Annotated in this window: 20 protein-coding genes and 1 riboswitch; of the genes, 12 read left to right on the top strand and 8 right to left on the bottom strand. The window is 70.4% G+C overall.

Annotation, left to right across the window (positions count from 1 at the left end):
• Positions 1-68 precede the first annotated feature (68 nt).
• Positions 69-1,331, top strand: coding sequence for an Ig-like domain-containing protein (locus tag ACFWYS_RS19595; protein WP_384770094.1), 1,263 nt, complete (start codon positions 69-71; stop codon positions 1,329-1,331).
• Positions 1,332-1,368: 37 nt separating this feature from the next.
• Here the strand turns inward: ACFWYS_RS19595 and ACFWYS_RS19590 are convergent, their stop codons facing one another.
• Positions 1,369-1,770, bottom strand: coding sequence for a hypothetical protein (locus ACFWYS_RS19590; RefSeq protein ID WP_384770091.1), 402 nt, complete (start codon positions 1,768-1,770; stop codon positions 1,369-1,371).
• A 145-nt stretch (positions 1,771-1,915) separates the two neighbouring features.
• Here ACFWYS_RS19590 and ACFWYS_RS19585 point away from each other — a divergent pair, with 145 nt between their 5' ends.
• The 6 genes from ACFWYS_RS19585 to ACFWYS_RS19560 all read left to right on the top strand — a co-directional run bounded on the left by ACFWYS_RS19585 (position 1,916) and on the right by ACFWYS_RS19560 (position 8,986).
• On the top strand, positions 1,916-2,536 hold the full coding sequence (locus ACFWYS_RS19585; RefSeq protein WP_384770088.1) for a heme-copper oxidase subunit III: 621 nt from the start codon (positions 1,916-1,918) through the stop codon (positions 2,534-2,536).
• Between the two features lie 81 nt (positions 2,537-2,617).
• Positions 2,618-3,430: a c-type cytochrome gene (locus tag ACFWYS_RS19580; RefSeq protein WP_384770086.1), complete on the top strand. Its 813-nt coding sequence runs from the start codon at positions 2,618-2,620 to the stop codon at positions 3,428-3,430.
• A complete protein-coding gene (locus ACFWYS_RS19575) occupies positions 3,427-4,476 on the top strand; it encodes a Rieske 2Fe-2S domain-containing protein (protein WP_384770083.1) in 1,050 nt (349 codons plus the stop codon). The genes ACFWYS_RS19580 and ACFWYS_RS19575 overlap by 4 nt, the downstream gene beginning before the upstream one ends.
• A complete protein-coding gene (locus ACFWYS_RS19570; RefSeq protein WP_384770080.1) occupies positions 4,473-6,107 on the top strand; it encodes a cytochrome bc complex cytochrome b subunit in 1,635 nt (544 codons plus the stop codon). Before ACFWYS_RS19575 ends, ACFWYS_RS19570 begins: the two co-directional genes overlap by 4 nt.
• A gap of 141 nt (positions 6,108-6,248) precedes the next feature.
• On the top strand, positions 6,249-7,313 hold the full coding sequence (trpD, locus tag ACFWYS_RS19565; protein ID WP_384770077.1) for an anthranilate phosphoribosyltransferase: 1,065 nt from the start codon (positions 6,249-6,251) through the stop codon (positions 7,311-7,313).
• Between the two features lie 73 nt (positions 7,314-7,386).
• Positions 7,387-7,503: riboswitch (SAM riboswitch) on the top strand.
• 115 nt (positions 7,504-7,618) lie between these two features.
• Positions 7,619-8,986: an aminotransferase class V-fold PLP-dependent enzyme gene (locus ACFWYS_RS19560; protein WP_384770074.1), complete on the top strand. Its 1,368-nt coding sequence runs from the start codon at positions 7,619-7,621 to the stop codon at positions 8,984-8,986.
• On the opposite strand, the gene ACFWYS_RS19555 is transcribed toward ACFWYS_RS19560, so the two are convergent.
• The 7 genes from ACFWYS_RS19555 to ACFWYS_RS19525 all read right to left on the bottom strand — a co-directional run bounded on the left by ACFWYS_RS19555 (position 8,941) and on the right by ACFWYS_RS19525 (position 15,414).
• Positions 8,941-10,134, bottom strand: coding sequence for a glycerate kinase (locus ACFWYS_RS19555; RefSeq protein ID WP_384770072.1), 1,194 nt, complete (start codon positions 10,132-10,134; stop codon positions 8,941-8,943). The genes ACFWYS_RS19560 and ACFWYS_RS19555 overlap by 46 nt on opposite strands.
• Before the next feature lie 138 nt (positions 10,135-10,272).
• Positions 10,273-11,688, bottom strand: coding sequence for an SLC13 family permease (locus ACFWYS_RS19550; RefSeq protein ID WP_384770069.1), 1,416 nt, complete (start codon positions 11,686-11,688; stop codon positions 10,273-10,275).
• A gap of 57 nt (positions 11,689-11,745) precedes the next feature.
• Positions 11,746-12,408 (bottom strand): response regulator transcription factor, encoded by a 663-nt coding sequence (locus ACFWYS_RS19545; protein ID WP_384770066.1) that lies wholly within the window; start codon positions 12,406-12,408, stop codon positions 11,746-11,748.
• The gene (locus ACFWYS_RS19540; RefSeq protein WP_384770063.1) at positions 12,405-13,844 is read right to left on the bottom strand and encodes an ATP-binding protein; all 1,440 of its coding nucleotides are present in this window, start codon (positions 13,842-13,844) and stop codon (positions 12,405-12,407) included. Before ACFWYS_RS19540 ends, ACFWYS_RS19545 begins: the two co-directional genes overlap by 4 nt.
• A gap of 155 nt (positions 13,845-13,999) precedes the next feature.
• A complete protein-coding gene (locus ACFWYS_RS19535) occupies positions 14,000-14,299 on the bottom strand; it encodes a small secreted hydrophilic protein (RefSeq protein WP_384770060.1) in 300 nt (99 codons plus the stop codon).
• A 78-nt stretch (positions 14,300-14,377) separates the two neighbouring features.
• Positions 14,378-14,659: an Lrp/AsnC family transcriptional regulator gene (locus tag ACFWYS_RS19530; protein ID WP_272123209.1), complete on the bottom strand. Its 282-nt coding sequence runs from the start codon at positions 14,657-14,659 to the stop codon at positions 14,378-14,380.
• A complete protein-coding gene (locus tag ACFWYS_RS19525) occupies positions 14,656-15,414 on the bottom strand; it encodes a rhomboid family intramembrane serine protease (RefSeq protein WP_384770057.1) in 759 nt (252 codons plus the stop codon). Before ACFWYS_RS19525 ends, ACFWYS_RS19530 begins: the two co-directional genes overlap by 4 nt.
• 165 nt (positions 15,415-15,579) lie before the next feature.
• Between ACFWYS_RS19525 and ACFWYS_RS19520 the strand changes: the two genes are divergently transcribed.
• The 5 genes from ACFWYS_RS19520 (at position 15,580) to ACFWYS_RS19500 (ending at position 20,988) form a co-directional block, all read left to right on the top strand.
• On the top strand, positions 15,580-15,819 hold the full coding sequence (locus tag ACFWYS_RS19520; RefSeq protein WP_384770055.1) for a hypothetical protein: 240 nt from the start codon (positions 15,580-15,582) through the stop codon (positions 15,817-15,819).
• Positions 15,820-15,856: 37 nt separating this feature from the next.
• Entirely contained in the window at positions 15,857-17,200 is a 1,344-nt protein-coding gene (locus ACFWYS_RS19515) for an NYN domain-containing protein (RefSeq protein WP_384770052.1), read from the top strand.
• A 211-nt stretch (positions 17,201-17,411) separates the two neighbouring features.
• Entirely contained in the window at positions 17,412-18,446 is a 1,035-nt protein-coding gene (locus ACFWYS_RS19510; protein WP_384770186.1) for an NlpC/P60 family protein, read from the top strand.
• A gap of 228 nt (positions 18,447-18,674) precedes the next feature.
• Complete coding sequence (locus ACFWYS_RS19505; protein ID WP_384770049.1) at positions 18,675-19,688, top strand: NlpC/P60 family protein; 1,014 nt, start codon at positions 18,675-18,677, stop codon at positions 19,686-19,688.
• A gap of 106 nt (positions 19,689-19,794) precedes the next feature.
• Positions 19,795-20,988 (top strand): hypothetical protein, encoded by a 1,194-nt coding sequence (locus tag ACFWYS_RS19500; protein ID WP_384770046.1) that lies wholly within the window; start codon positions 19,795-19,797, stop codon positions 20,986-20,988.
• The last annotated feature ends 38 nt before the right edge of the window (positions 20,989-21,026 follow it).

Here is a 21,026-nt window from a genome sequence, read left to right as displayed (position 1 = left end):
AGCAATCGGCGTCACCCGAACGAGCCACCCGGCGCGCCGCCGGGGACGTGGCTTCCTAGCGTGAGGCCATGAGTGAAATACCGCGCACGAGCGCCGTCATAGGCTGCACGCTCCTGCTGATCGCCCTCGGCGCGAGCGCCGCCGGATGCAGCAGCGACGGCAACCCGCTGTCCGCCGAGCCCTATGACGCGGCCGACCAGATCGCCTTCAACGGCCCCTCGGGGGGCGGCAAGAAAGCCGACCCCGACAAGCCCCTGGAGATCACCACGGAGGACTCGGACGGCCGTATCACGGACGTCACCGCCAGGGACGCCGCAGGACGCTATGTCGCGGGCGAACTCTCCGCCGACGGCACCCGCTGGCACAGCACCTCCCCGCTCGCCGCCCACGCCCGCTACACGGTCCGTGTGAGCACGGAGGACGAGGACGGCGCCCCCGGCCGGAAGACCCTCGCCTTCGTCACCAGCAAGCCGACCACCAAGAAGCATCTGACGGTGGAGTTCGGCCCGAAGGCGGGCAAGTACGGCGTGGGCCAGCCCATCACGGCCAAGCTGAACCAGGCGGTCAAGGACCGCAAGCAGCGCGCCATAGTCGAGCGGGCCCTCAAGGTCGACTCCACGCCCGGCGTGGAGGGCACCTGGCACTGGGTGGACGACAAGGAACTCCACTACCGCCCCAAGGAGTACTGGCCCACCGGCGCCACGATCCGGGCCCGCAGCAACCTCGACGGCGTCAAGATCAGCGACCGGATATGGGGCGGCAAGGTCAAGCCCCTGAAGATAACCATCGGCGAGCAGGTCATAGCCGTCACGGACGCCGCCTCCCACCAGCTGACGCTCTACCGCAACGGCGAGGAGGTCCGGTCCATACCCGTCACGACCGGCAAGCCCGGCTACGAGACCCGCAACGGAGTCAAGGTCGTACTGGCCAAGGAGTACTTCGTACGCATGCGCGGCACGAGCATAGGCATAGCGGAGGGCTCCGCGGACTCCTACGACCTACCCGTCTACTACGCCACCAGGGTGACCTGGAGCGGCGAGTACGTGCACGCCGCCCCCTGGTCGGTCGGCTCCCAGGGTTACGCCAACGTCAGCCACGGCTGCACCGGCATGAGCACCGCCAACGCCGAGTGGTTCTTCGACAACGTCCGCGAGGGCGACGTCGTCAAGGTCATCAACTCGTACGGCAACACGATGGAATCATTCGGCAACGGTTTCGGCGACTGGAACCTGCCCTGGAAGAGCTGGCGCAACGGCAGCGCCCTGATCGCCGGCACCCCGGACGGCCCGAGTCCGTCGGAGCGGGCAAGGCTGAGGCCCCAGAGCGTCTGAGACGGACCCCGGGGCCGCGACGAACTCCTGGGAACCCCTAAGCGCTCTGCAGCCTCTTGGTCCGCAGCAGAGAGGCCAGCGCGGCCGCGAACTCCACCGGCTCCACAGGCAGCGTCACAGCCCCCTCGGCCCGGCTCCAGGTGGCCAGCCAAGCGTCCTGCGGGCGGCCGATCAGCAGCAGTACCGGCGGGCAGTTGAACACCTCGTCCTTGATCTGCCGGCAGACCCCCATGCCCCCCATGGGCACCGCCTCGCCGTCCAGGACGCAGACGTCGATCCCGCCCTTGTCCAGCTCCTTGACGACGGCGGCAGGGGTCGCGCACTCCACGAACTCCACCACAGGGACATCCGGAGCAGGCCTCCGCCCCGTCGCCAACCTCACCTGCTCGCGGGTGTTGGAGTCGTCGCTGTAGACCAGCACCGTGGCGGTCGGCTGCATTGTTCCTCCGTGACGTCAGCGTCGTAAGGACAGGCCCGTTGGGCCGGATGCTACTCCCTTGAACACCACGTCAACACCGGTATGAACGGCGAAGACACTCCGAACGGCACCCCCCGGAGTGAGGGCGGGATAAGCGACCGACATAATGTCGGTCGTGGCGACAGCAACGACAGTAGACAAGGGTCACGCGCACCCGTCGGTCAATCGACCGAACCTCACCAGCGTCGGAACCATCATCTGGCTGAGTTCCGAGCTGATGTTCTTCGCGGCCCTCTTCGCGATGTACTTCACCCTGCGATCGGTGACGGGGCCCGAGTACTGGGATTCACAGGCCGAGGCCTTGAACTTCCCGTTCTCGGCGACGAACACCACGATCCTGGTGCTCTCCTCGCTCACCTGCCAGCTCGGCGTCTTCGCCGCCGAGCGCGGTGACGTCAAGAAGCTCCGGGGCTGGTTCATCGTCACCTTCATCATGGGTGCGATCTTCATCGGCGGTCAGGTGTACGAGTACACCGAGCTGGTCAAGCACGAGGGCATCTCGCTCTCGTCAGGCCCGTACGGCTCGGTCTTCTACCTGACCACCGGCTTCCACGGCCTGCACGTGACGGGCGGTCTCATCGCCTTCCTGCTGGTCCTCGGCCGTACCTACGCGGCCCGGAGGTTCACGCATGAGCAGGCGACCGCCGCGATCGTCGTGTCCTACTACTGGCACTTCGTCGATGTCGTCTGGATCGGCCTCTTCGCCACGATCTACATGATCAAGTAGCCGGGCCCGATCCCGCGCGCGTTCCACAAAGCGCACCAAACAGAAGCATCGACGCAGAAGATCCTGACACCGGGGTAATCCGTGAAAAAGCTCTCCGCACGACGACGCCATCCGCTGGCGGCAGTCGTCGTCCTACTCCTCGCGCTGGCGTGCACGGGGGGGCTGTACGCCGTGTTCGCGCCCGCGGACAAGGCGCAGGCCGAGGAATCCGCCCAGTCCCTCACCATCGAGGAGGGCAAGAAGCTCTACACCGTCGGCTGCGCCAGCTGCCACGGAGCCAGTGGTCAGGGCACCTCCGACGGGCCCAGCCTGGTGGGCGTCGGCGCCGCCGCCGTCGACTTCCAGGTGTCGACGGGCCGTATGCCCGCCGCCACCTCCCAGGGCGCCCAGGTCCCGGCCAAGAAGAACATCTACTCGCAGGCCGAGATCGACCAGCTCGCGGCGTTCATCGCCTCGCTGGGCGCCGGCCCGTCCGTCCCGACCGAGGCGCAGTACGGCCCCGAGGGCGCGGACATCGCCAAGGGCGGCGAGCTCTTCCGCAACAACTGCGCCCAGTGCCACAACTTCACCGGCAAGGGCGGCGCGCTGACCCACGGCAAGTACGCGCCGACGCTTGAGGGCGTCGACCCGAAGCACATCTACGAGGCCATGCAGACCGGCCCGCAGAACATGCCGTCGTTCCCCGACACCACGCTGTCGGAGCAGAACAAGAAGGACATCATCGCGTACCTCCACGCGGTCAACAGCGACGAGACGGTCAACCCCGGTGGTCTGGAGCTCGGCGGCCTCGGCCCGGTGAGTGAGGGCCTCTTCGCCTGGATCTTCGGTCTCGGCGGATTGATCGCGGTCGCCGTCTGGGTCGCCGCTCGGACCGCAAAGGCCAAGAAGTCATGAGTAGCCAAGACATTCCAGAAGAGAACCTGCCCGCTGAGCAGGACGCCCACGTCGCGGTAGCGGACGAGAAGGACCCCTTCGCCGATCCCGGCCTGCCGCCCCACGAGCACCGGATCCAGGACATCGACGAGCGGGCCGCCAAGCGGTCCGAGCGCACGGTCGCCCTGCTGTTCACGGTGTCGATGCTGGCCACCGTCGGCTTCATCGCCTCGTACGTCACGATCCCGCACGACAAGTCGATCTTCGTCTTCCCGATCGGCCACCTCAACGCGCTGAACTTCGCGCTGGGGCTGACCCTCGGCGGGGCGCTGTTCTGCATCGGCGCGGGCGCGGTCCACTGGGCCCGCACCCTGATGTCCGACGTGGAGGTCGCGGACGAGCGGCACCCGATCGCGGCGGAGCCCGAGGTCAAGGCCAAGGTCATGGCCGACTTCAAGCAGGGCGCCAAGGAGTCCGCGCTGGGTCGCCGCAAGCTGATCCGCAACACGATGTTCGGCGCGCTGGCCCTGTTCCCGCTCTCCGGTGTCGTCCTGCTGCGTGACCTCGGCCCGCTGCCCGGCACCAAGCTGCGCCACACCCTGTGGTCCAAGGGCAAGCTGCTCGTCAACATGAACACCGACGAGCCGCTGCGTCCCTCGGACGTCGCGGTCGGCTCCCTCACCTTCGCCAAGCCGGAGGGCCTGGAGGAGCACGACCACGACTTCCAGAACGAGATCGCCAAGGCCGCTCTGATGATCGTCCGGCTCCAGCCCGACGACATCAAGGACAAGCAAGAGCTTGAGTGGTCGCACGAGGGCATCGTCGCGTACTCGAAGATCTGCACCCACGTCGGTTGCCCGATCTCCCTGTACGAGCAGCAGACGCACCACGTGCTCTGCCCCTGTCACCAGTCCACCTTCGACCTCTCCGACGGTGCCCGAGTGATCTTCGGCCCGGCCGGTCACGCCCTGCCGCAGCTGCGTATCGGCGTGAACGACGAGGGCTACCTTGAGGCGCTCGGCGACTTCGAAGAGCCCGTCGGTCCTGCATTCTGGGAGCGCGGATGAGCACTACAGAGACCACCGACCGCTCTCGCGGAAAGGCACCGGCCGGCGAGCGCGTCGCCGACTGGGCCGACGGCCGACTGGGGATCTACTCCCTGGCCAAGGCCAACATGCGCAAGATCTTCCCCGACCACTGGTCGTTCATGTTGGGCGAGGTCTGCCTCTACAGCTTCATCATCATCATCCTCACGGGTGTGTATCTGACGCTGTTCTTCCACCCGTCGATGAACGAGGTGGAGTACCACGGCAGCTACGTCCCGCTGCAGGGCCAGCTCATGTCGGAGGCGTTCAGCTCGACGCTGCACATCTCCTTCGACGTGCGCGGTGGTCTGCTCATCCGGCAGATCCACCACTGGGCCGCGCTGATCTTCCTCGCGGGCATGTTCGTGCACATGATGCGCGTGTTCTTCACGGGCGCGTTCCGCAAGCCGCGTGAGATCAACTGGCTGTTCGGCTTCCTGCTGTTCGTCCTGGGCATGTTCACCGGTTTCACCGGCTACTCGCTCCCGGACGACCTGCTCTCCGGCACCGGTGTCCGCTTCACCGAGGGCGCGATCCTGTCCATGCCGATCGTCGGCACGTACATCTCGTTCTTCCTCTTCGGCGGCGAGTTCCCGGGCGTCGACTTCGTGGCCCGCTTCTACTCGATCCACATCCTGCTGCTGCCGGGCATCATGCTCGGTCTGGTGGTCGGCCACCTGATCCTGGTCTTCTACCACAAGCACACGCAGTTCGCGGGCCCCGGAAAGTCCAACAAGAACGTCGTCGGCATGCCGCTGCTGCCGGTCTACATGGCCAAGGCCGGAGGCTTCTTCTTCCTGGTCTTCGGTGTCATCGCGGCCATCGCGGCGGTCGCCCAGATCAACCCGATCTGGGCCATGGGCCCCTACCGGCCGGACCAGGTGTCCACGGGCGCCCAGCCCGACTGGTACATGGGCTTCGCCGAGGGTCTGGTCCGGTACATGCCGGGCTGGGAGGTCAACTTCTGGGGTCACACGCTGATCCTCGGTGTGTTCATCCCGCTGGTCCTGTTCGGCGTGGTGCTGATGGCCATCGCGCTCTACCCGTTCATCGAGTCCTGGGTCACCGGCGACAAGCGCGAGCACCACATCCTGGACCGCCCGCGCAACGCTCCGACGCGTACCGCGTTCGGCGTCGCCTGGGTCACGGTGTACATGATCGGTCTGGTCGGTGGTGGCAACGACCTGTGGGCCACCCACTTCCACCTGTCCCTCAACGCCATCACCTGGTTCGTGCGGATCTCCTTCTTCGCCGGACCGGTCATCGCGTTCATCGTCACCAAGCGGATCTGCCTCGGCCTGCAGCGCCGGGACAAGGACAAGGTGCTGCACGGCCGCGAGTCGGGCATCATCAAGCGCCTGCCGCACGGTGAGTTCATCGAGGTCCACGAGCCGCTCAGCCAGGACGCGCTGTACACGCTCACCGCCCACGAGCAGTACCAGCCGGCCGAGATCGGCCCGACGGTCGACGAGAACGGTGTCGAACGCAAGGTGAAGGCCACCGAGAAGCTGCGCGCCAAGCTCAGCAAGTCCTACTTCGGCGAGGACGGCCAGATCCCCAAGCCGAGCGTCGAGGAGTACAAGGAGATCACGAGCGGCCACGGCCACCACTGATCGCTGCGCACGCCACGCCACGGCAGAAGGGCCCCGTCCGTACATCGGACGGGGCCCTTCTCCGTGCCCCGGGGCTGGATAGGGTGGACCTCGTTGAGACTCTCGTCCCGTAGTGCGGGACGCCTGATCCTGGAGCGGCTTATGAGCGCTGTGACCCCCGCTGGAGGCGACACCGCGGCGGGCCGCTCCTGGCCCCTGCTGCTGAACGGCCTGCTGGACGGCCGGGACCTGTCCGCCGACGACACCGCGTGGGCGATGGACCTGATCATGCGCGGCGAGGCGTCGGACGCGCAGATCGCCGGATTCGTGGTGGCACTGCGGGCCAAGGGCGAGACGGTGCAGGAGATCACCGGGCTCGTCCGCACGATGTACGAGCACGCCAACGTGATCGAGGTGCCCGGGCCGACCGTCGACATCGTCGGCACGGGCGGCGACGGCGCGAAGACCGTCAACATCTCCACCATGTCGGCGATCGTCATCGCCGGCACCGGCGCGAAGGTCGTCAAGCACGGCAACCGGGCGGCGTCCTCGGCGTCGGGTGCCTCGGACGTGCTGGAGAAGCTGGGCGTCAATCTGAACCTGCCGGTGGGGCGGGTGGCCCAGGTCGCCGAGGAGGCCGGGATCACCTTCTGCTTCGCGGTGAAGTTCCATCCGGCACTGCGCCATGTGGCCGCCGCACGCGGGCAGTTGGGCATCCGGACCACCTTCAACGTGCTCGGTCCGCTGACCAACCCGGCGAAGGTACGGGCCCAGGCGGTCGGCGTGGCCGACCCGCGCATGGCACCCATCGTCGCCGGCGTCTTCGCCGAGCGCGGCAACTCCTCGCTGGTGTTCCGTGGCGACGACGGCCTGGACGAGCTGACGACGACCGCCACCTCCCGGGTGTGGGTCGTGCGCGACGGCAAGGTCACCGAGGAGGCCTTCGACCCGCGCGACGTCGGCATCGAGCTGGTGCCGGTGGAGGCGCTGCGGGGCGCCGACGCGTCCTACAACGCCGATGTGGCGCTGCGCCTGCTGAACGGCGAGACGGGGCCCGTACGGGACGCCGTACTGCTCAACTCGGCCGCCGCACTGGTGGCGCTGAACCCGACGGGGGCCCCGCTCGCCGAGCAGATCCGGGCGGGGATGGCGAAGGCGGCGGAGGCGATCGACTCCGGCGCGGCCAAGCGGACGCTGGACCGGTGGGTGGCAGCCAGCAACGCGTAACCCCTACGCATGTGGTCCCGCGATTCGGACATGGGTTGCGGGACCACGATCATTTCGCGTACGTTCTCGATCAGGTCATGAGTGACAGTCATGAGGCCCCGGCCGACTGTCCGGCAACCCTCCGTCCGTGGCGGGGTGCCCCGGGTGAGGACCAGGCCGTAGGCAGCGAGGTCTGCGGCAAGCACGTGACCTTGGAGATTTCCGTGAGCAAGCGAATGCGATAGGGCCGCCGAGCCCCGCCTCCGCGCACCCTTTTTCTCTTCTCTGCATGCGTTCGACTCGCATGCCTCTCACGGGAGTTCCCCATGTCTGTCTTCACCGCTGCCGCCGACCGGTCCCTTTGCACCCCGCTGCCCGTTCTGGGCAGTGATGTCACCGTCCCGCTCGTCACCGGCGGCGAGGTCACCTACGCCGCGCTCGACTACGCCGCCAGCGCCCCCGCCCTCCAGCGCGTCTGGGACGACGTGGCCGCCTACGCGCCGTACTACGGCAGCGTCCACCGTGGCGCCGGGTACCTCTCCCAGCTCTCCACCGACCTGTTCGAGAACGCCCGCAGGACCGTCGCCGAGTTCCTGGACTGCCGGGACGACGACCAGGTCGTCTTCACCCGGTCCACCACCGACTCCCTGAACCTCCTCGCCGCCACCCTTCCGGCCGACTGCCAGGTCTTCGTCTTCGAGACCGAGCACCACGCCTCCCTGCTGCCCTGGCGCGACGCCCGCGTCACCTGCCTCAACGCGCCCCGCACCCCCCGCCAGGCCGTCGAGACCCTGGAGCGCGCCCTCGCCGACCGCGACCCGCACGGCCCGGCCCTGGTCTGCGTGACCGGCGCCTCGAACGTCACCGGCGAGCTGTGGCCCGTACGGGAGCTCGCGGCAGCCGCCCATGCCCACGGCGCCCGCATCGTGCTGGACGCCGCGCAGCTGGCCCCGCACCACCCGGTGAGCGTCCGTGACCTGGACGTCGACTGGGTCGCCTTCTCCGGCCACAAGCTGTACGCCCCGTTCGGCTCCGGCGTCCTCGCCGGCCGCGCCGACTGGCTGCGCGAGGCCGAGCCGTACCTCGCGGGCGGCGGCGCCAGCCGCAAGGTGTCGCGGCGCGAGGACGGGGGAGTGGACGTCGAGTGGCACGAGAGCGCCGCACGGCACGAGGCCGGGTCGCCCAACGTCATCGGCGCGTACTCCATCGCCTCCGCCTGCAAGGCGCTGACCGAGGCCGGTTTCGACAGCCTGGTCGCCCGTGAGCAGTACCTGATCGAGCGGGTGCGGGAAGGTCTCGCCGAGGTTCCCGAGGTCCGGATCCTCTCCCTCTTCGGCGATGACGCCCCCCGCGTCGGCGTCATCTCCTTCGTCGTCGACGGCTGGAACAGCTCCCACTTCGCCGCCGCCCTCTCCGCCGAGTACGGCATCGGGGTACGGGACGGCCTGTTCTGCGCCCACCCGCTGGTCCGCACCCTGCTCGGCAGCGACGCGCAGGCGCAGGGCGAGTGCGGTGCCCCGGAGGCGGCGCCCGGCGAGAAGTCCCTCAACGCCATCCGCGTCAGCTTCGGTGCCGGTACGCCGGACGAGCACGTCGAGCGGTTCGTGAACGCCGTCAAGGAGCTCGTCACGGACGGCGCCCGGTGGAACTACCGCACCGAGGACGGCCGTTGCGTGCCGGACACCTCCGCGTGAGCCGGTAGCCGGGCGCCCAGCAGGATCATCCGCAGGGCGCGCTCGGTGGCGTCCGTGAGGAGTTCGGAGGCCCGCACCAGGGCCTCCGCCAGGGCCATCGGCGCCGGCAGGATCCCGCTGTACGCGTCCACACCCGGCACGTCGTGCGCGCCCTCGCCGAGGGTGCCCGCCAGCGCGAGCACCGGGCGGCCGTACAGCTTGGCCCGGCGGGCCACCTCGGCCGGCACCTTCCCACGGGGCGTCTGGTGGTCCAGGGCGCCCTCGGCGGTGACGACCAGATCGGCGCGGGCCAGGCGGGCGTCCAGGTCGAGGTGGTCGAGGAGCACGTCGAAGCGGGGGAGGAGACGGGCGCCCAGCGCGGCGAGGCCCGCGCCCAGACCGCCGGAGGCCCCGGTGCCGGGGCCGTGGCGCAGGTCGGTGCCCACGGCCCCCAGATCCCGGGTGAGGACGTCCGCCCAGGTCTCAAGCCCCGCCGACAGATGTTCGACCTGGGCGGGCGTCGCCCCCTTCTGCGGCCCGAAGACCCGGGCCACACCGCGCTCGCCGCACAGCACGTTGTACGGGTTGCAGGCGACCAGCAGCTCGACGTCCCGCAGCCGCGGGTCCAGGCCGGACGGGTCGATCCGGGCGAGCCGCGTCAACTCCCGCCCACCGTGGGGGAGTTTGAAGCCATCGGCGTCCAGCAGCCTGGCACCGAGCGCCTGGAGGGCTCCCGCGCCCCCGTCGGACGTCCCCGAGTCACCGCAGCCGACCAGGATCCGCTGTACGCCCATGTCGAGCGCGGCACTGATCAGCTCGCCGACGCCGTACGTCGTCGTGGCCCCCGGGTCTCGCAGGGCGCGTGGCACGAGGGACAGCCCGGCCACCGCGGCCATCTCCACGACCGCCGTGTCCTGGGAGCCGAGCAGCGCGAAGTGCGTACCGACCTGCTCGCCGACCGGGCCCGTGGCGGGCAGGGCGACGAGCCGTCCGCCGGTCGCGGCGGCCAGTGCGGTGGCGGTGCCCTCGCCCCCGTCCACCAGTGGGATCAGGTCGAGCACGGCCTCCGGCAGCACCCGCCGCACCCCGTCGGCAATGGCATCGGCGGCGGCTTGGGCGGACAGTGACTCCTTGAACCCACTGGGGGCTACGACGACGCGGGTCAGCATCAGGGGCTCCTAAGCAGATAGGGGAAGGGCAACGCCCTTCTTTCAGGGGCGCGGGGCTGTGACATATGCGGCTCCGCCGCGTGGGCGCGACCAGCCACGACGGCGCGGCAGACGAAAGACGACACACACGCGGCACCGTCATCGCGTCACCGGCACGCCAAGCACCGGCCACACGACAACGGCGAACAACAGAACGACCGCGGCGGTCAACGGAGCCAGCACCGCGGCCAGCCGCAACAGATCACGCGGCGTATAAGTCGGCGTCCCAGGAAGGTCGGAAAAGAGAGTCACCGGTTTCGCAGAGGCCGGCAGCGTATGGCAGAACCCCGCCGCCGCAGTGGACGCAAGCGCCGCCGCGACCGGATTCACCCCGGCCCCCACCGCCGCAGCGACCACCAGCGGCACCAGCACCGACGAACGGGCCGACCGGGACTGCAGGACCAGATGGGCCGTCGTACTGATCGCGATCACGACGACCAGGAACAACACCGGGCTGACGCCGCCGGGAAGCCCGTCCACCAGCCACTCGGCCGCCCCGGAGTCCGCGAGCGCCACCCCCATCGCCATCGTCGCGGCCATGAACAGCAGCAACGACCAGGGAACCGTCTTCAGCGCGTCCTTCAGATGCACCGTCCCGAGCACCGGAGAAGCCGCCACCACCGCACCGATCAGTGCCACGACGGCGGGCGGCACCCGGTGCAGCGGCTCGCCGCACCACAGCATCACGACCGTGCCGAGCAGCAGCGCACACCGCTTCTCGGCCTGCGACCAGGGGCCGGTGACCGGGTGGTCGCTGTGCTCCTGGATCTGCGCGGGGGTGATGTGCACGGGGCCCTTGCGGTCCGCGCGCCGGGTGCTCGTCAGGAGTACGGCCTCGGCGGCCAGGTGGGACGAGGCCACGGCCAGCGGCAGGCCCAGCAGCAGCCACTGGGTGAAGCCGATCCGGTCGCCCGTGGCCTGCCACAGCACCGACACGGTGATCAGGTGCGCGCCCGCCCCGATCAGGGTCGCCACCGCCGACAGCAGGATCACGGTCGGGAACAGCAGCGCCAGCATCACCACCAGCCGCTTCCGGTCGGCCAGCGCCCTGGCCAGCGCGAGGAACACCGGCAGGGCGAGGGCGGCCCGCCCCGAGGTGGCCGGCACCGCGAACGCCGTGACGACCAGCGCGGCCGTGGTCAGATGCACCAGCTGCCGCACCGTGCGCGCCCCGCCGACCAGGAACGCCGCCGCCCGTCCCGCGAGCCCCGTCCGGGTCACCGCCGCCGCCAGCACGAAGGCGCAGATCAGCAGCCAGACGGTGGAGTCGCCGAGGGTGCCGAAGAGGGTGTCGCTGCTGATCACTCCGGTCACCGTGAGCGCGAGTCCGGCGCCGAGCGCGATGTAGGTGTCGTCGACCGGGGTGGCGATCCAGGCGCAGGTCGCCAGGGCGAACACGGCGAGGGTGAAACGGGCGTCGGCGCCCAGGCCGGGGAAGTTGGCGGGAACCGCGAGCAGCGCGCACAGGGAGAGCGCCACGCAGAGGGCCGCGAGCGGACGGAGGTTCAGGGTCACGTCATCGAGGGTTCACCCGGGCCGTGAGCCCTCGATGAGCCGTACATGAAAGGGACTTCACGCGGGGAGGCGATACCCCACGCCGCGCACCGTCTCGACCCGTTCGGCGCCGAGCTTCCTGCGCAGCGCCCGCACGTACACGTCCACGATGTTCGACCCGGGGTCGAAGTCGTAGCCCCACACGTGCGACAGGATCTGCTCGCGGGACAGTACCTGCCCCGGGTGCCTCAGGAACAGCTCCAGGAGCACGAACTCACGGGCCGTCAGGTCGACCGTCCGCTCCCCGGACCGGGCCCGCCGGGTGCGCAGGTCCAGGGTGAGGGGGCCGGACCGCAGCACCGTCACCTCGGGCGCCCGGGCCGCCGTACGCAGCCGGAGCCGTACCCGGGCGAGGAGTTCCTCGAAGCGGAACGGCTTGGTCATCCAGTCGTCGGCGCCGCCCTCCAGACCGGCCACCGTGTCCCGTACGGAGTCCCGTGCGGTCAGCACGATCACCGGGACCGTCACGCGGGCCTCGCGCATCTCCCGCAGCACCGTGAAGCCGTCCCGGCCGGGCAGGCCGATGTCGAGGAGCACCAGGTCGAAGGCGCCCGTGACGGCGTACTCGTACGCCGCCTCGCCGTCGCCGACGACGGTCGTGGTGAAGCCGTTCGAGCGCAGGCCCTTCTCGACGAAGGAGGCGATGCGCTCCTCGTCCTCCACGATGAGGATCCGGTTCACGTGTGTCCCTCTCCCAGTGCCAGTACGAAGGTGGCGCCGCCGCCCGCCGTGTCGCGCAGCCGCACCCGGCCGCCGTGTGCCTCCGCGATCGCCCGGACGATCGACAGGCCGAGCCCGGCGCCGGAGCCCCGGGCGCCGCGCCGGGAGGTGCCGCGCCGGAAGCGTTCGAAGATCACCTCGGCGTCCTGCGGCTGCACACCGCACCCGGAGTCGGCGACGTACAGCTCGATGCCCTGTCCGTCGGCGCGGGAGCCGATCCGGACGGTCTGGCCGGGCGTGGTGTGCTGCACGGCGTTCTGGGCGAGCTGGACCATCGCCTGGGTGATCCGCTGCGGGTCCAGCCCGGCCGCCACGTCGGCCACCTCGGCGAGCTGCCAGTCCCGTTCGCCGAGGGTGCGGGCCTTGACGTAGACGTCGGCGGTGAGTTCGGCGAGCTGGACCGGCTCCGGGGTGACGAAGTCGGGGCGTTCGGCCTTGGCGAGCAGCAGCAGGTCCTCCACGATGCGGCTCATCCGGTCCAGCTCGTCGGTGACCAGCCGTATCGTCTCCTCGCGCTCGGCCGGATCGTCCCCCATCAGCTCCAGATGGCCGCGCACGATGGTGATCGGCGTGCGCAGCTCGTGGCCCGCGTCGTCGACGAACTCCCGCTGGGCGGCGAAGGCGCCCTCCAGCCGGTCGAGCATCGCGTTGAAGGTCTCCGCGAGCGCGGCGATGTCGTCGCGTCCGTGCACCGGGATACGGCGGGTGAGGTCCTGCTCGGTGAGCTGCGCCGCCGCCGTGCGCACCAGCCGTACGGGTTTGAGGATCCGGCCGGAGACCGCCCAGCCGACGCCGGTCATCATCAGCAGGGCGACGCCGGAGATGGCGAGCAGGATACGGAACTCCTCGTTCACCGCGGCCTGTTCGCGCCCCGGGTGGAAGGCGACGACGAACGCGGCCTCCGTGTCGCCGCCGACCCGGGCGACGGCCACCTTGGCCCAGCGGACCTCGCCCGACGCGCGGTGCAGCGTGCCCGTGGAGTCGGGGGAGTCGAAGATCCGGCGGCGGGCGTCGGTGTCCTCGTGCAGCGGCAGGGCGACGGGGATGTCGCGGGGCTGGCTGAACTGCGCCGGGGTGCCGCCCGGCCGGCCCACCAGGCCGATCAGCTCCTCGTCCGGGTCGGCGTACTGCCGTACCAGGAACTCGCGCAGCAGCCTGGACGGGTCGGTGAACGGACGGCCGGTCTCGGGGTCGACGCCCCGCTCCTCGAAGTTCGCGAACTCACCGGCCTCCTGCGCGAGCAGCCCGTCCACCCGGTGGTCGACGTCCCGCAGCAGGATCGAGCGCGTGGTCGTGGCCACGGACACCAGCCCCACGGCCATCACCAGCAGCAGCCAGAGCAGGATCCGGACCCGGGCCGAGATCCGCCGGCGCACAGGACTAGGGGGCGTCGCCATACGGCACCGTTCCTCGCGGCCGCGCCCGACAGGCGGTGTAGCCGCCTTCCAGGGGCGCGGGGCTGTGACATCTGCGGCTCCGCCGCGCGGGCGCGACCAGCCACGATGGACCCGCAGATGATCGACGGCCGATCGCGGCTCCGCCGGCGGAGCGCTCAGCCGTCGTCCCCGACCTCACCGCGGTCGTCGTCCGAGGGCTCGCGGTCGGGGGCGTCGTCATCGTCGTCACTCGGGGAGCTGTCGGTCACCGGGGGCCTGGACACGACCTCGTCGCGCGGTGTCGGCGTCGGCGTGGGCCGGGTGGATGCCGGGGTGGGGGAGCCGCTGTCCAGCTCCACCCTGGGCGGGACCTTCGGCGACTCCTGCCGGTCGGTGAGGGCGAAGCTGGTCGCGGCGATGCCCAGCGGGATCGCCACTACGGCGGCCAGGGCCGCGATCCGGTGCGAGAAGACCATGCGGCCGATCGTGCCCCCGGCACCCGGCGCCGCGGATGAGCGCAGGATGAAGAACTCTTCATCCGGCGGACCGGGACGTCAGTTGTCCAGGCCGATGGCGAAGGCGGCCTCGATGTCGTGCTGGGAGTAGGTACGGAACGCCACGTGCGTGTCCGTGCCCTCGACGCCGGGGATCTTGCTGATCCGGCCGGGAATGACCTCGGCCAGCTCCTCGTGCTCCTTGACCCGCACCATGGCGATCAGGTCGTAGGTGCCGGTGACGGAGAAGACCTCGGTCACGTTCTCCAGCGAAGCGATGCGCTCCGCGATCTCGGGGATCCGGTCCACGCTGGTCTTGATCAGGACGATCGCGGTGATCACGGCTGGTTCTCTCCCTCGGGGGCCGGAGCTGGGGCGGCTTTCACTCTAGTAGGCCGACCGAAGCGGACCCACGCGTAGCCGAAGCCCAGTCCGAAGCCCACCAGGTGCGCCAGATACGCCACCCCGGGCCCCTGCGTCGCCCGCCCCGCCGCCACCCACTGCAGGCCCACCCAGAACGGCAGCACCACCCACGCCGGGAAGCGCAGCGGCAGGAAGAGCAGGAACGGCAGCAGGCTTGTCACGCGCGCCCCGGGGAAGAGGAACAGGAACGCGCCCAGGACGGCCGAGATCGCCCCGGACGCGCCGACCAGGGACTGGGTGGAGTCGTCGTTCGCGGCGGCGTAGCCCAGCAGGGCCAGACAGCCGCAGCCGAGGTAGAAGAGCGTGAACTGGACGCGGCCCATCCGTTCCTCGGTCATCACGCCGAAGACGTAGAGGAAGAGCATGTTGCCGAGCAGGTGCACCCAGCTGCCGTGCACGAACAGGGCCGTGGCAGGCGTCAGGGCGGCCCGGGGAGCGCCCTCGAACAGCTCCGCGGGCACCACGCCCCAGCGGTGGAAGTAGGCCCGCTGTGCGGCGAGCAGCCCCTCCCCGGAGCCGTACTGCGGACTGAGTCCCGCCGCCGGGCCGATCAGGAAGAGCAGGCAGCACAGCGTGATCAGCCCGTACGTCACCGGAGCCGGCGACCGCAGGACCGACAGGCCCGCTCTGCCGAACCGAGTCCCGAAACGCGCCACGCTCCAGTTGCCGATCATGGCTACAGAGCATGACGTAACAGGACGCACGCGCACAGACCGCCTCGCCGCCCGAGACGGACGGGCGGCGAGTACCCGCCAGGCCGTAGGGTTACGAGCCACACGCACCGGGGTGCCGGAGCGTCGCGGACAATAGAAGACCTAGAAGGAAAGAGCACGGTCACGATGACGGTTCCCCTGCCCACCGACACGACGCGGTGGCGCTGCACCCTCTGCGGCAACCTCACCCGCTTCGACGTGACGCGCTCGTCCAGGGTCGTGGAGTACGTCCACCTCGATCTGGCCGGCGAGTCCAAGGTCGAGGAGCGCGAGGTGCTCAGTGAGACGATCGAGTCGGTGCGCTGCCGCTGGTGCAACGCGGTGGACAAGGTGGAACTCGTGGACAGGCCGGGCGCCGACTCCTGACGGGAGCTGGCCCCGCACAGGCATTGGGGTGTGACGGATGGTGGAGACACAAGGCGGGGGGCCGGGCGACGGCGCCGCCGAGGTGCTCGACCGTCCGCTGCCCGACGGGGTACGGCGCAAGGTCGTACAGATCGTGTCCGACGGGTTCGGCGGTCTGACCGTCGGCGAACTGCCCACACAGTTGCGGCAGTACGCCCGGTTCGCACCGAACCGCCGGGCCAAGTTCGCCGGCAACGCGATGGCGGCGGCGCTGGAGACCGATCCGGTGTTCCGGCAGCGGATCGGGGAGAAGCTCAGAGAGGCCCAGCCGGAGCTCTCCGGCGCTCTCGACTCCGGCTCGGCGCCTGCGGCCGCGGATCCGCTCGATGTGGCGGCCGCGGCCTATGTTCTGCGGCCCACCGGCTGGGTCAAGCTGGTCACCGCGGCCGGCGAGGAGGCCCAGCGGGCCGACGCCGAGCGCGCCGACGAGGAGAGCCGCGCCGAGCTGGAGCGGCTGCGCGAGGAGCTCGACCACGCCCGGGAGCACACCCGGCACGAGACCGAGCGGCTGCGTACCGAGCTGGACGCGGCCAAGAAGGAAGCCGAATCGCTTCACCGAAAGCTGCGCTCCGCCCTCAGTGACGTCAAGCGCGGCGAGGCCGCCCTGCGCAAGGTCCAGAGCGACATGGAGACCCTGCGCTCCGAGGGGCAGGCCCATGTCTCCGCGGCCGAGAGCGAGACCCGGCGGCTCAAGGCGCGGCTCGGGGAGGCCGAGGCCGCCCTGGAGGCCACGCGCAGAGCGGCACGCGAGGGGCGCAGTGTCGAGGACATGCGCGTCCGGCTGCTCCTTGACACCCTCCTGGACGCCACCCAAGGACTGCGCCGGGAACTGGCGTTGCCGCCGGTCTCCGTGCGCCCCGCCGAGACCGTGGACGCGGTCGAACCGGGACGAATGACCCCGAAGGACATCGCCGCACGGGCGCTGTCCGAGAACGACCCCGCGATCCTCGACCAGCTTCTCGCCCTGCCGCAGGCCCACTTGGTGGTCGACGGCTACAACGTCACCAAGACCGGCTACCCCCAGATGCCCCTGGAGAAGCAGCGCCTCAGGCTGCTCGGCCAGCTCTCGCAGCTCGCCGCCCAGACCGGCGCCGAGGTGACCTGTGTCTTCGACGGGGCCGAGCTGGCCGCGCCGGTACTGCTGGCCCCGCCGCGCGGCGTGCGGGTGCTGTTCTCCAAGCCGGGCGTGACCGCCGACGAGCTGATCCGCCAGCTGGTGCGCGCCGAGCCGCCCGGCCGCCCGGTCATCGTCGCCTCCACCGACCGTGAGGTCGCCGACGGGGTGGCCAGGGCCGGAGCCCGGCCGGTGGCTTCTGCGGTGCTTCTCAAGCGACTGTCCTGAATCGGTCAACGTACAGGGGCAATGCCCGAATTGACCTGACCGTCGCGCCACCCTCCGTCAAGCTTGGGTCACGGCTTGTGAGTTGTGTGTAAAGAATGCAGTGTGTGACGAGAATTTTCTTCTGAGGATTTGATCTGATCACAAGAGGGTCACTAGGGTCTGGCCTCGAACCTCCGAGCGGGTGATCACTCACAAGAAGGGTTTCACCTCCGTGGCGTCCCACCGTCGACCGAAGCAGCCCAGCCGAGCACGCGTGACCGTGCTGACCACCGCTGCAGCTGCTGCCGTGGCCATCTCTTCTCAGGCGGCCAACGCCGCCCCCAGCGAGAAGCCGAGCAAGGACGAGGTCAAGGCCAAGGTCGACAAGCTCTACGAGGAGGCCGAGCAGGCCACCGAGAAGTTCAACGGGGCCAAGGAGAAGCAGGAGAAGCTCCAGAAGGAGATCTCCACCATCCAGGACAACGTCGCGCGCGGTCAGGAAGACCTGAACGAGCTGCGCGACGGCATGGGCCTGGCGGCCGCCGCCCAGTACCGCACGGGCAGCATCGACTCCTCCCTCCAGCTCTTCCTGTCGTCGAACCCCGACGACTACCTGGACAAGGCGTCCACCGCCGACCAGCTCAGCGCCCAGCAGGTCGAGGCGCTGAAGAAGATCCAGGAGAAGCAGCGCGAACTCGCCCAGGAGCGCGCCGAGGCGTCCGCGAAGCTCAAGGACCTCGCCTCCACCCGCACCGAACTGGGCAAGAAGAAGAAGCAGGTCCAGGCGAAGCTCGCCGAGGCCCAGAAGCTGCTCAACTCCCTGACGGCCGCCGAGAAGGCCGCCCTCGCCGCCGAGGAAGCCCGCGCCAGCCGCTCCGCCGCCGACCGCGTGGACCTCGGCAACGTCGGCTCCGCCTCCGGCCGGGCCCAGGCCGCCTTCCAGGCCGCCCAGAGCCAGATCGGCAAGCCGTACGTCTACGGCGCCACCGGCACCGCCTCCTACGACTGCTCGGGCCTGACCTCCTGGGCCTACGCCCAGGCCGGCGTCTCCATCCCGCGCACCTCGCAGGCCCAGGCCAACGCGGGCACGCGCCTGTACAGCCAGTCCCAGCTCCAGGTCGGCGACCTGGTCATCTTCTACGGCGACCTGCACCACGTCGGCCTCTACGCGGGCAACGGCCAGGTGCTGCACGCCCCGCGCACCGGCACGGTCGTCCGCTACGAGTCGATCAACAACATGCCGTTCCAGTTCGGCGTCCGCATCTGACCCCGGCCGAGCGCCTGCAAGATCAACACAGAGTGCCGCCCGAACGAGCGAATTCCGGCACCGCCGCCTGACCCCACGCCCCGCCCATGACCTGCGTCAGAGGCGGGGCGTCACTTTGTGTGCCCACGACGGTCGTTGGTCGGCGCCCCCGCACGGAGCTACTGTCTGCCGCGTTTCCCCGACGCCGGGGAAGGTCCTTGTCCGCCAGCGGAAGGAGTGCGGCTTCCCGTGGTGTCCCATCGCCGTCTTGCAGCGTCCGGGTTCGACCGGGGCGCCAACGCAGCGCTCTGCATCATGTCGGCCGCCGCCGCGGCCCTCGGGGCCGTACCGGCCACGGCCGCGCCACAGGACGACACCCGGGCCAAGGTGGACCGCCTCTACGAAGAGGCCGAGAAGGCCACCGAGGCCTACAACAAGGCCGACGAGCGCGCCGACAAGCTGCGTGAGCAGGTGAGCAGGTCGCAGGACCGGATCGCCCGGCAGCAGGAGAGCATCAACTCCATGCGGGACGCGCTCGGTTCGCTGGCCGGTGCCCAGTACCGGTCCGGCGGCATCGACCCCTCCCTGGTCCTGCTGCTCTCCGACGACCCGGCCGACTATCTCGACAAGGCCGCCCGGATCGCCCGTATCAGCGCCCACCAGGCCGGCCAGCTGAAGGACCTCCAGGACGCCATGCGGGTCCTCGCGCAGGAGCGTGCCGAGGCGACCAGGAAGCTCACCGAGCTGGAGAAGAGCCGCAAGGCCGTCGTCGCCCACAAGCGCACCGTCGAGCACAAACTCGCCCACGCCCGCAGGCTGCTGAACTCCCTCACGGCCGCCGACCGCGCCGCCTACGACCGTGCCTCCCGCTCCGACCGCATCGACCTGCCCGGCTTCGGCGGCGCCCTCCCGGCCTCGGGGCGCGCCGCGGCCGCCGTCGCCGCCGCCCAGTCCGCGCTGGGCCGGCCGTACATCTGGGGCGCCAACGGGCCCTCCGGCTTCGACTGTTCGGGCCTGATCCAGTGGTCGTACGCCCAGGCCGGCGTCTCCCTGCCGCGCACCTCGCAGGGCCAGCGGTACGCGGGCCGGCAGATCCCGCTCGCCGAGGCCCAGCCCGGCGACATCGTCACCTACCGCAACGACGCCAGCCATGTCGGGATGTACATGGGCAACGGCCAGGTGGTCCACGCGCCCTACCCCGGCGCGCCCGTGCGCTACGACCCGGTGGGCATGATCCCGGGGGCGACGGTCACCAGGGTCTGAACGTCCAGGGACTGAGGCACCGAAGGCCCGGGGACTGTGGGACCGAAGGTCACCGGGGCCCGACGCGGGTCTGACCTTCGCGCCCGCGTCGCCGTACGATCGGGAAATGGCTGGTCGAAGGCGGGCGTCCGGAGCGCGCATGGTCGTCACGCTCTGTCTGCTGCTCGTCTCACTGGTGGGCTGCGGCGGGCGGTCCGCAACCGACGGCACGCAGGCCGAGGTGCAGCGCCTCCTCGACCGGCGGGCGGAGGCGATACTCGACCGCGACCAGGCGGCGTTCCTGCGCACCGGCGCCCGGGACTGGTTCGGCAACCTGCGTGCGGTGCCCCTCGCCGACTGGTCGTACCGCCTGACCACCCTGCGCCGCACCGGCGACACCGCCACCGCCGAGGCCGAACTGCGCTATCGCGTCCAGGGCTACGACCGGGCGCCCGTCAGCGCCGGCCGCACGCTGAGCCTGCGCCAGGACGCGTCGGGCGGCTGGTACATCGAGGCCGAGCGGCCCGCCAAGGGCTCCGCGGAGCAGCTGTGGGACCAGGGCAGGGTGGGCCTCGCCCGCGGTGAGCACAGCCTCGTGCTGGGCGTCGGGCAGTCCGCCGCGCAGCTGCGGTCGTACGCGGAGCTGGCGGACGACGCGGTACCGGCGGTGTCACAGGCGTGGGGCACGGACTGGCCCCGGCACATCGTGGTCCTCGTCCCGGATTCCCTCGCCGACATGGCGGGGCTGCTGGGCTCGCCCGAGTCCGCCTACCGCGGGATAGCCGCGGTCACCACGGGCGAGACCGGCGCCCCGGCGAGCGCGCCCGCGGACCGGATCATCGTCAACCCCGACGCGTACGGTGTGCTCGGCGGCAGCGGCAGGCAGGTCGTCCTGACCCACGAGACCACCCATGTCGCCACCCGCGTCCACACCACCGCCGCCACCCCGCTGTGGCTCTCCGAGGGCTATGCCGACTGGGTCGGCTACCTCGGCAGCGGCCGCTCCCCGTCCCAGGTCGCGCCCGAACTGGGACGTGTGGTGAGCGAGGGCCGGCCGCCGCAGACGCTGCCGTCCGACGCGGACTTCGGCTTCACCGGCGACTCGGGCAGGCTGGCCCGGGCCTACGAGAGCGGGTGGATGGCCTGCCGGATGATCGCGGAGCGCTGGGGCGAGGTCAGACTCGTCGAGTTCTACCGGGCCGTGGGCGCGCACGAGCGGCGGGCCGGGGCGGTCGAGGACGCGCTGAAGGACGTACTCGGGACGTCGCTGGAGGACTTCACGGCCCGCTGGCAGCAGTACCTGAGCGCTCAGCTCGGCTGACGGCCAGAGGGCCTGTTAGGGGCACGGTGCCGCAGGCA

It is taken from the genome of Streptomyces sp. NPDC059010, assembly GCF_042740355.1.
GTDB lineage: Bacteria > Actinomycetota > Actinomycetes > Streptomycetales > Streptomycetaceae > Streptomyces.
Note: the sequence above shows the minus strand (reverse complement) of the source record. Positions and strands in the feature narration are given on the sequence as shown.

Coding starts and splice junctions, on each gene's coding strand:
- trpD (WP_384770077.1), top strand. CDS start 6,249: ATGAGCGCTGTGACCCCCGCTGGAGGCGACACCGCGGCGGGCCGCTCC.
- ACFWYS_RS19525 (WP_384770057.1), bottom strand. CDS start 15,414: ATGATCGGCAACTGGAGCGTGGCGCGTTTCGGGACTCGGTTCGGCAGA.
- ACFWYS_RS19555 (WP_384770072.1), bottom strand. CDS start 10,134: ATGCTGACCCGCGTCGTCGTAGCCCCCAGTGGGTTCAAGGAGTCACTG.
- ACFWYS_RS19575 (WP_384770083.1), top strand. CDS start 3,427: ATGAGTAGCCAAGACATTCCAGAAGAGAACCTGCCCGCTGAGCAGGAC.
- ACFWYS_RS19595 (WP_384770094.1), top strand. CDS start 69: ATGAGTGAAATACCGCGCACGAGCGCCGTCATAGGCTGCACGCTCCTG.
- ACFWYS_RS19500 (WP_384770046.1), top strand. CDS start 19,795: ATGGCTGGTCGAAGGCGGGCGTCCGGAGCGCGCATGGTCGTCACGCTC.
- ACFWYS_RS19540 (WP_384770063.1), bottom strand. CDS start 13,844: ATGGCGACGCCCCCTAGTCCTGTGCGCCGGCGGATCTCGGCCCGGGTC.
- ACFWYS_RS19535 (WP_384770060.1), bottom strand. CDS start 14,299: ATGGTCTTCTCGCACCGGATCGCGGCCCTGGCCGCCGTAGTGGCGATC.
- ACFWYS_RS19590 (WP_384770091.1), bottom strand. CDS start 1,770: ATGCAGCCGACCGCCACGGTGCTGGTCTACAGCGACGACTCCAACACC.
- ACFWYS_RS19515 (WP_384770052.1), top strand. CDS start 15,857: ATGGTGGAGACACAAGGCGGGGGGCCGGGCGACGGCGCCGCCGAGGTG.
- ACFWYS_RS19570 (WP_384770080.1), top strand. CDS start 4,473: ATGAGCACTACAGAGACCACCGACCGCTCTCGCGGAAAGGCACCGGCC.
- ACFWYS_RS19585 (WP_384770088.1), top strand. CDS start 1,916: ATGTCGGTCGTGGCGACAGCAACGACAGTAGACAAGGGTCACGCGCAC.
- ACFWYS_RS19560 (WP_384770074.1), top strand. CDS start 7,619: ATGTCTGTCTTCACCGCTGCCGCCGACCGGTCCCTTTGCACCCCGCTG.
- ACFWYS_RS19520 (WP_384770055.1), top strand. CDS start 15,580: ATGACGGTTCCCCTGCCCACCGACACGACGCGGTGGCGCTGCACCCTC.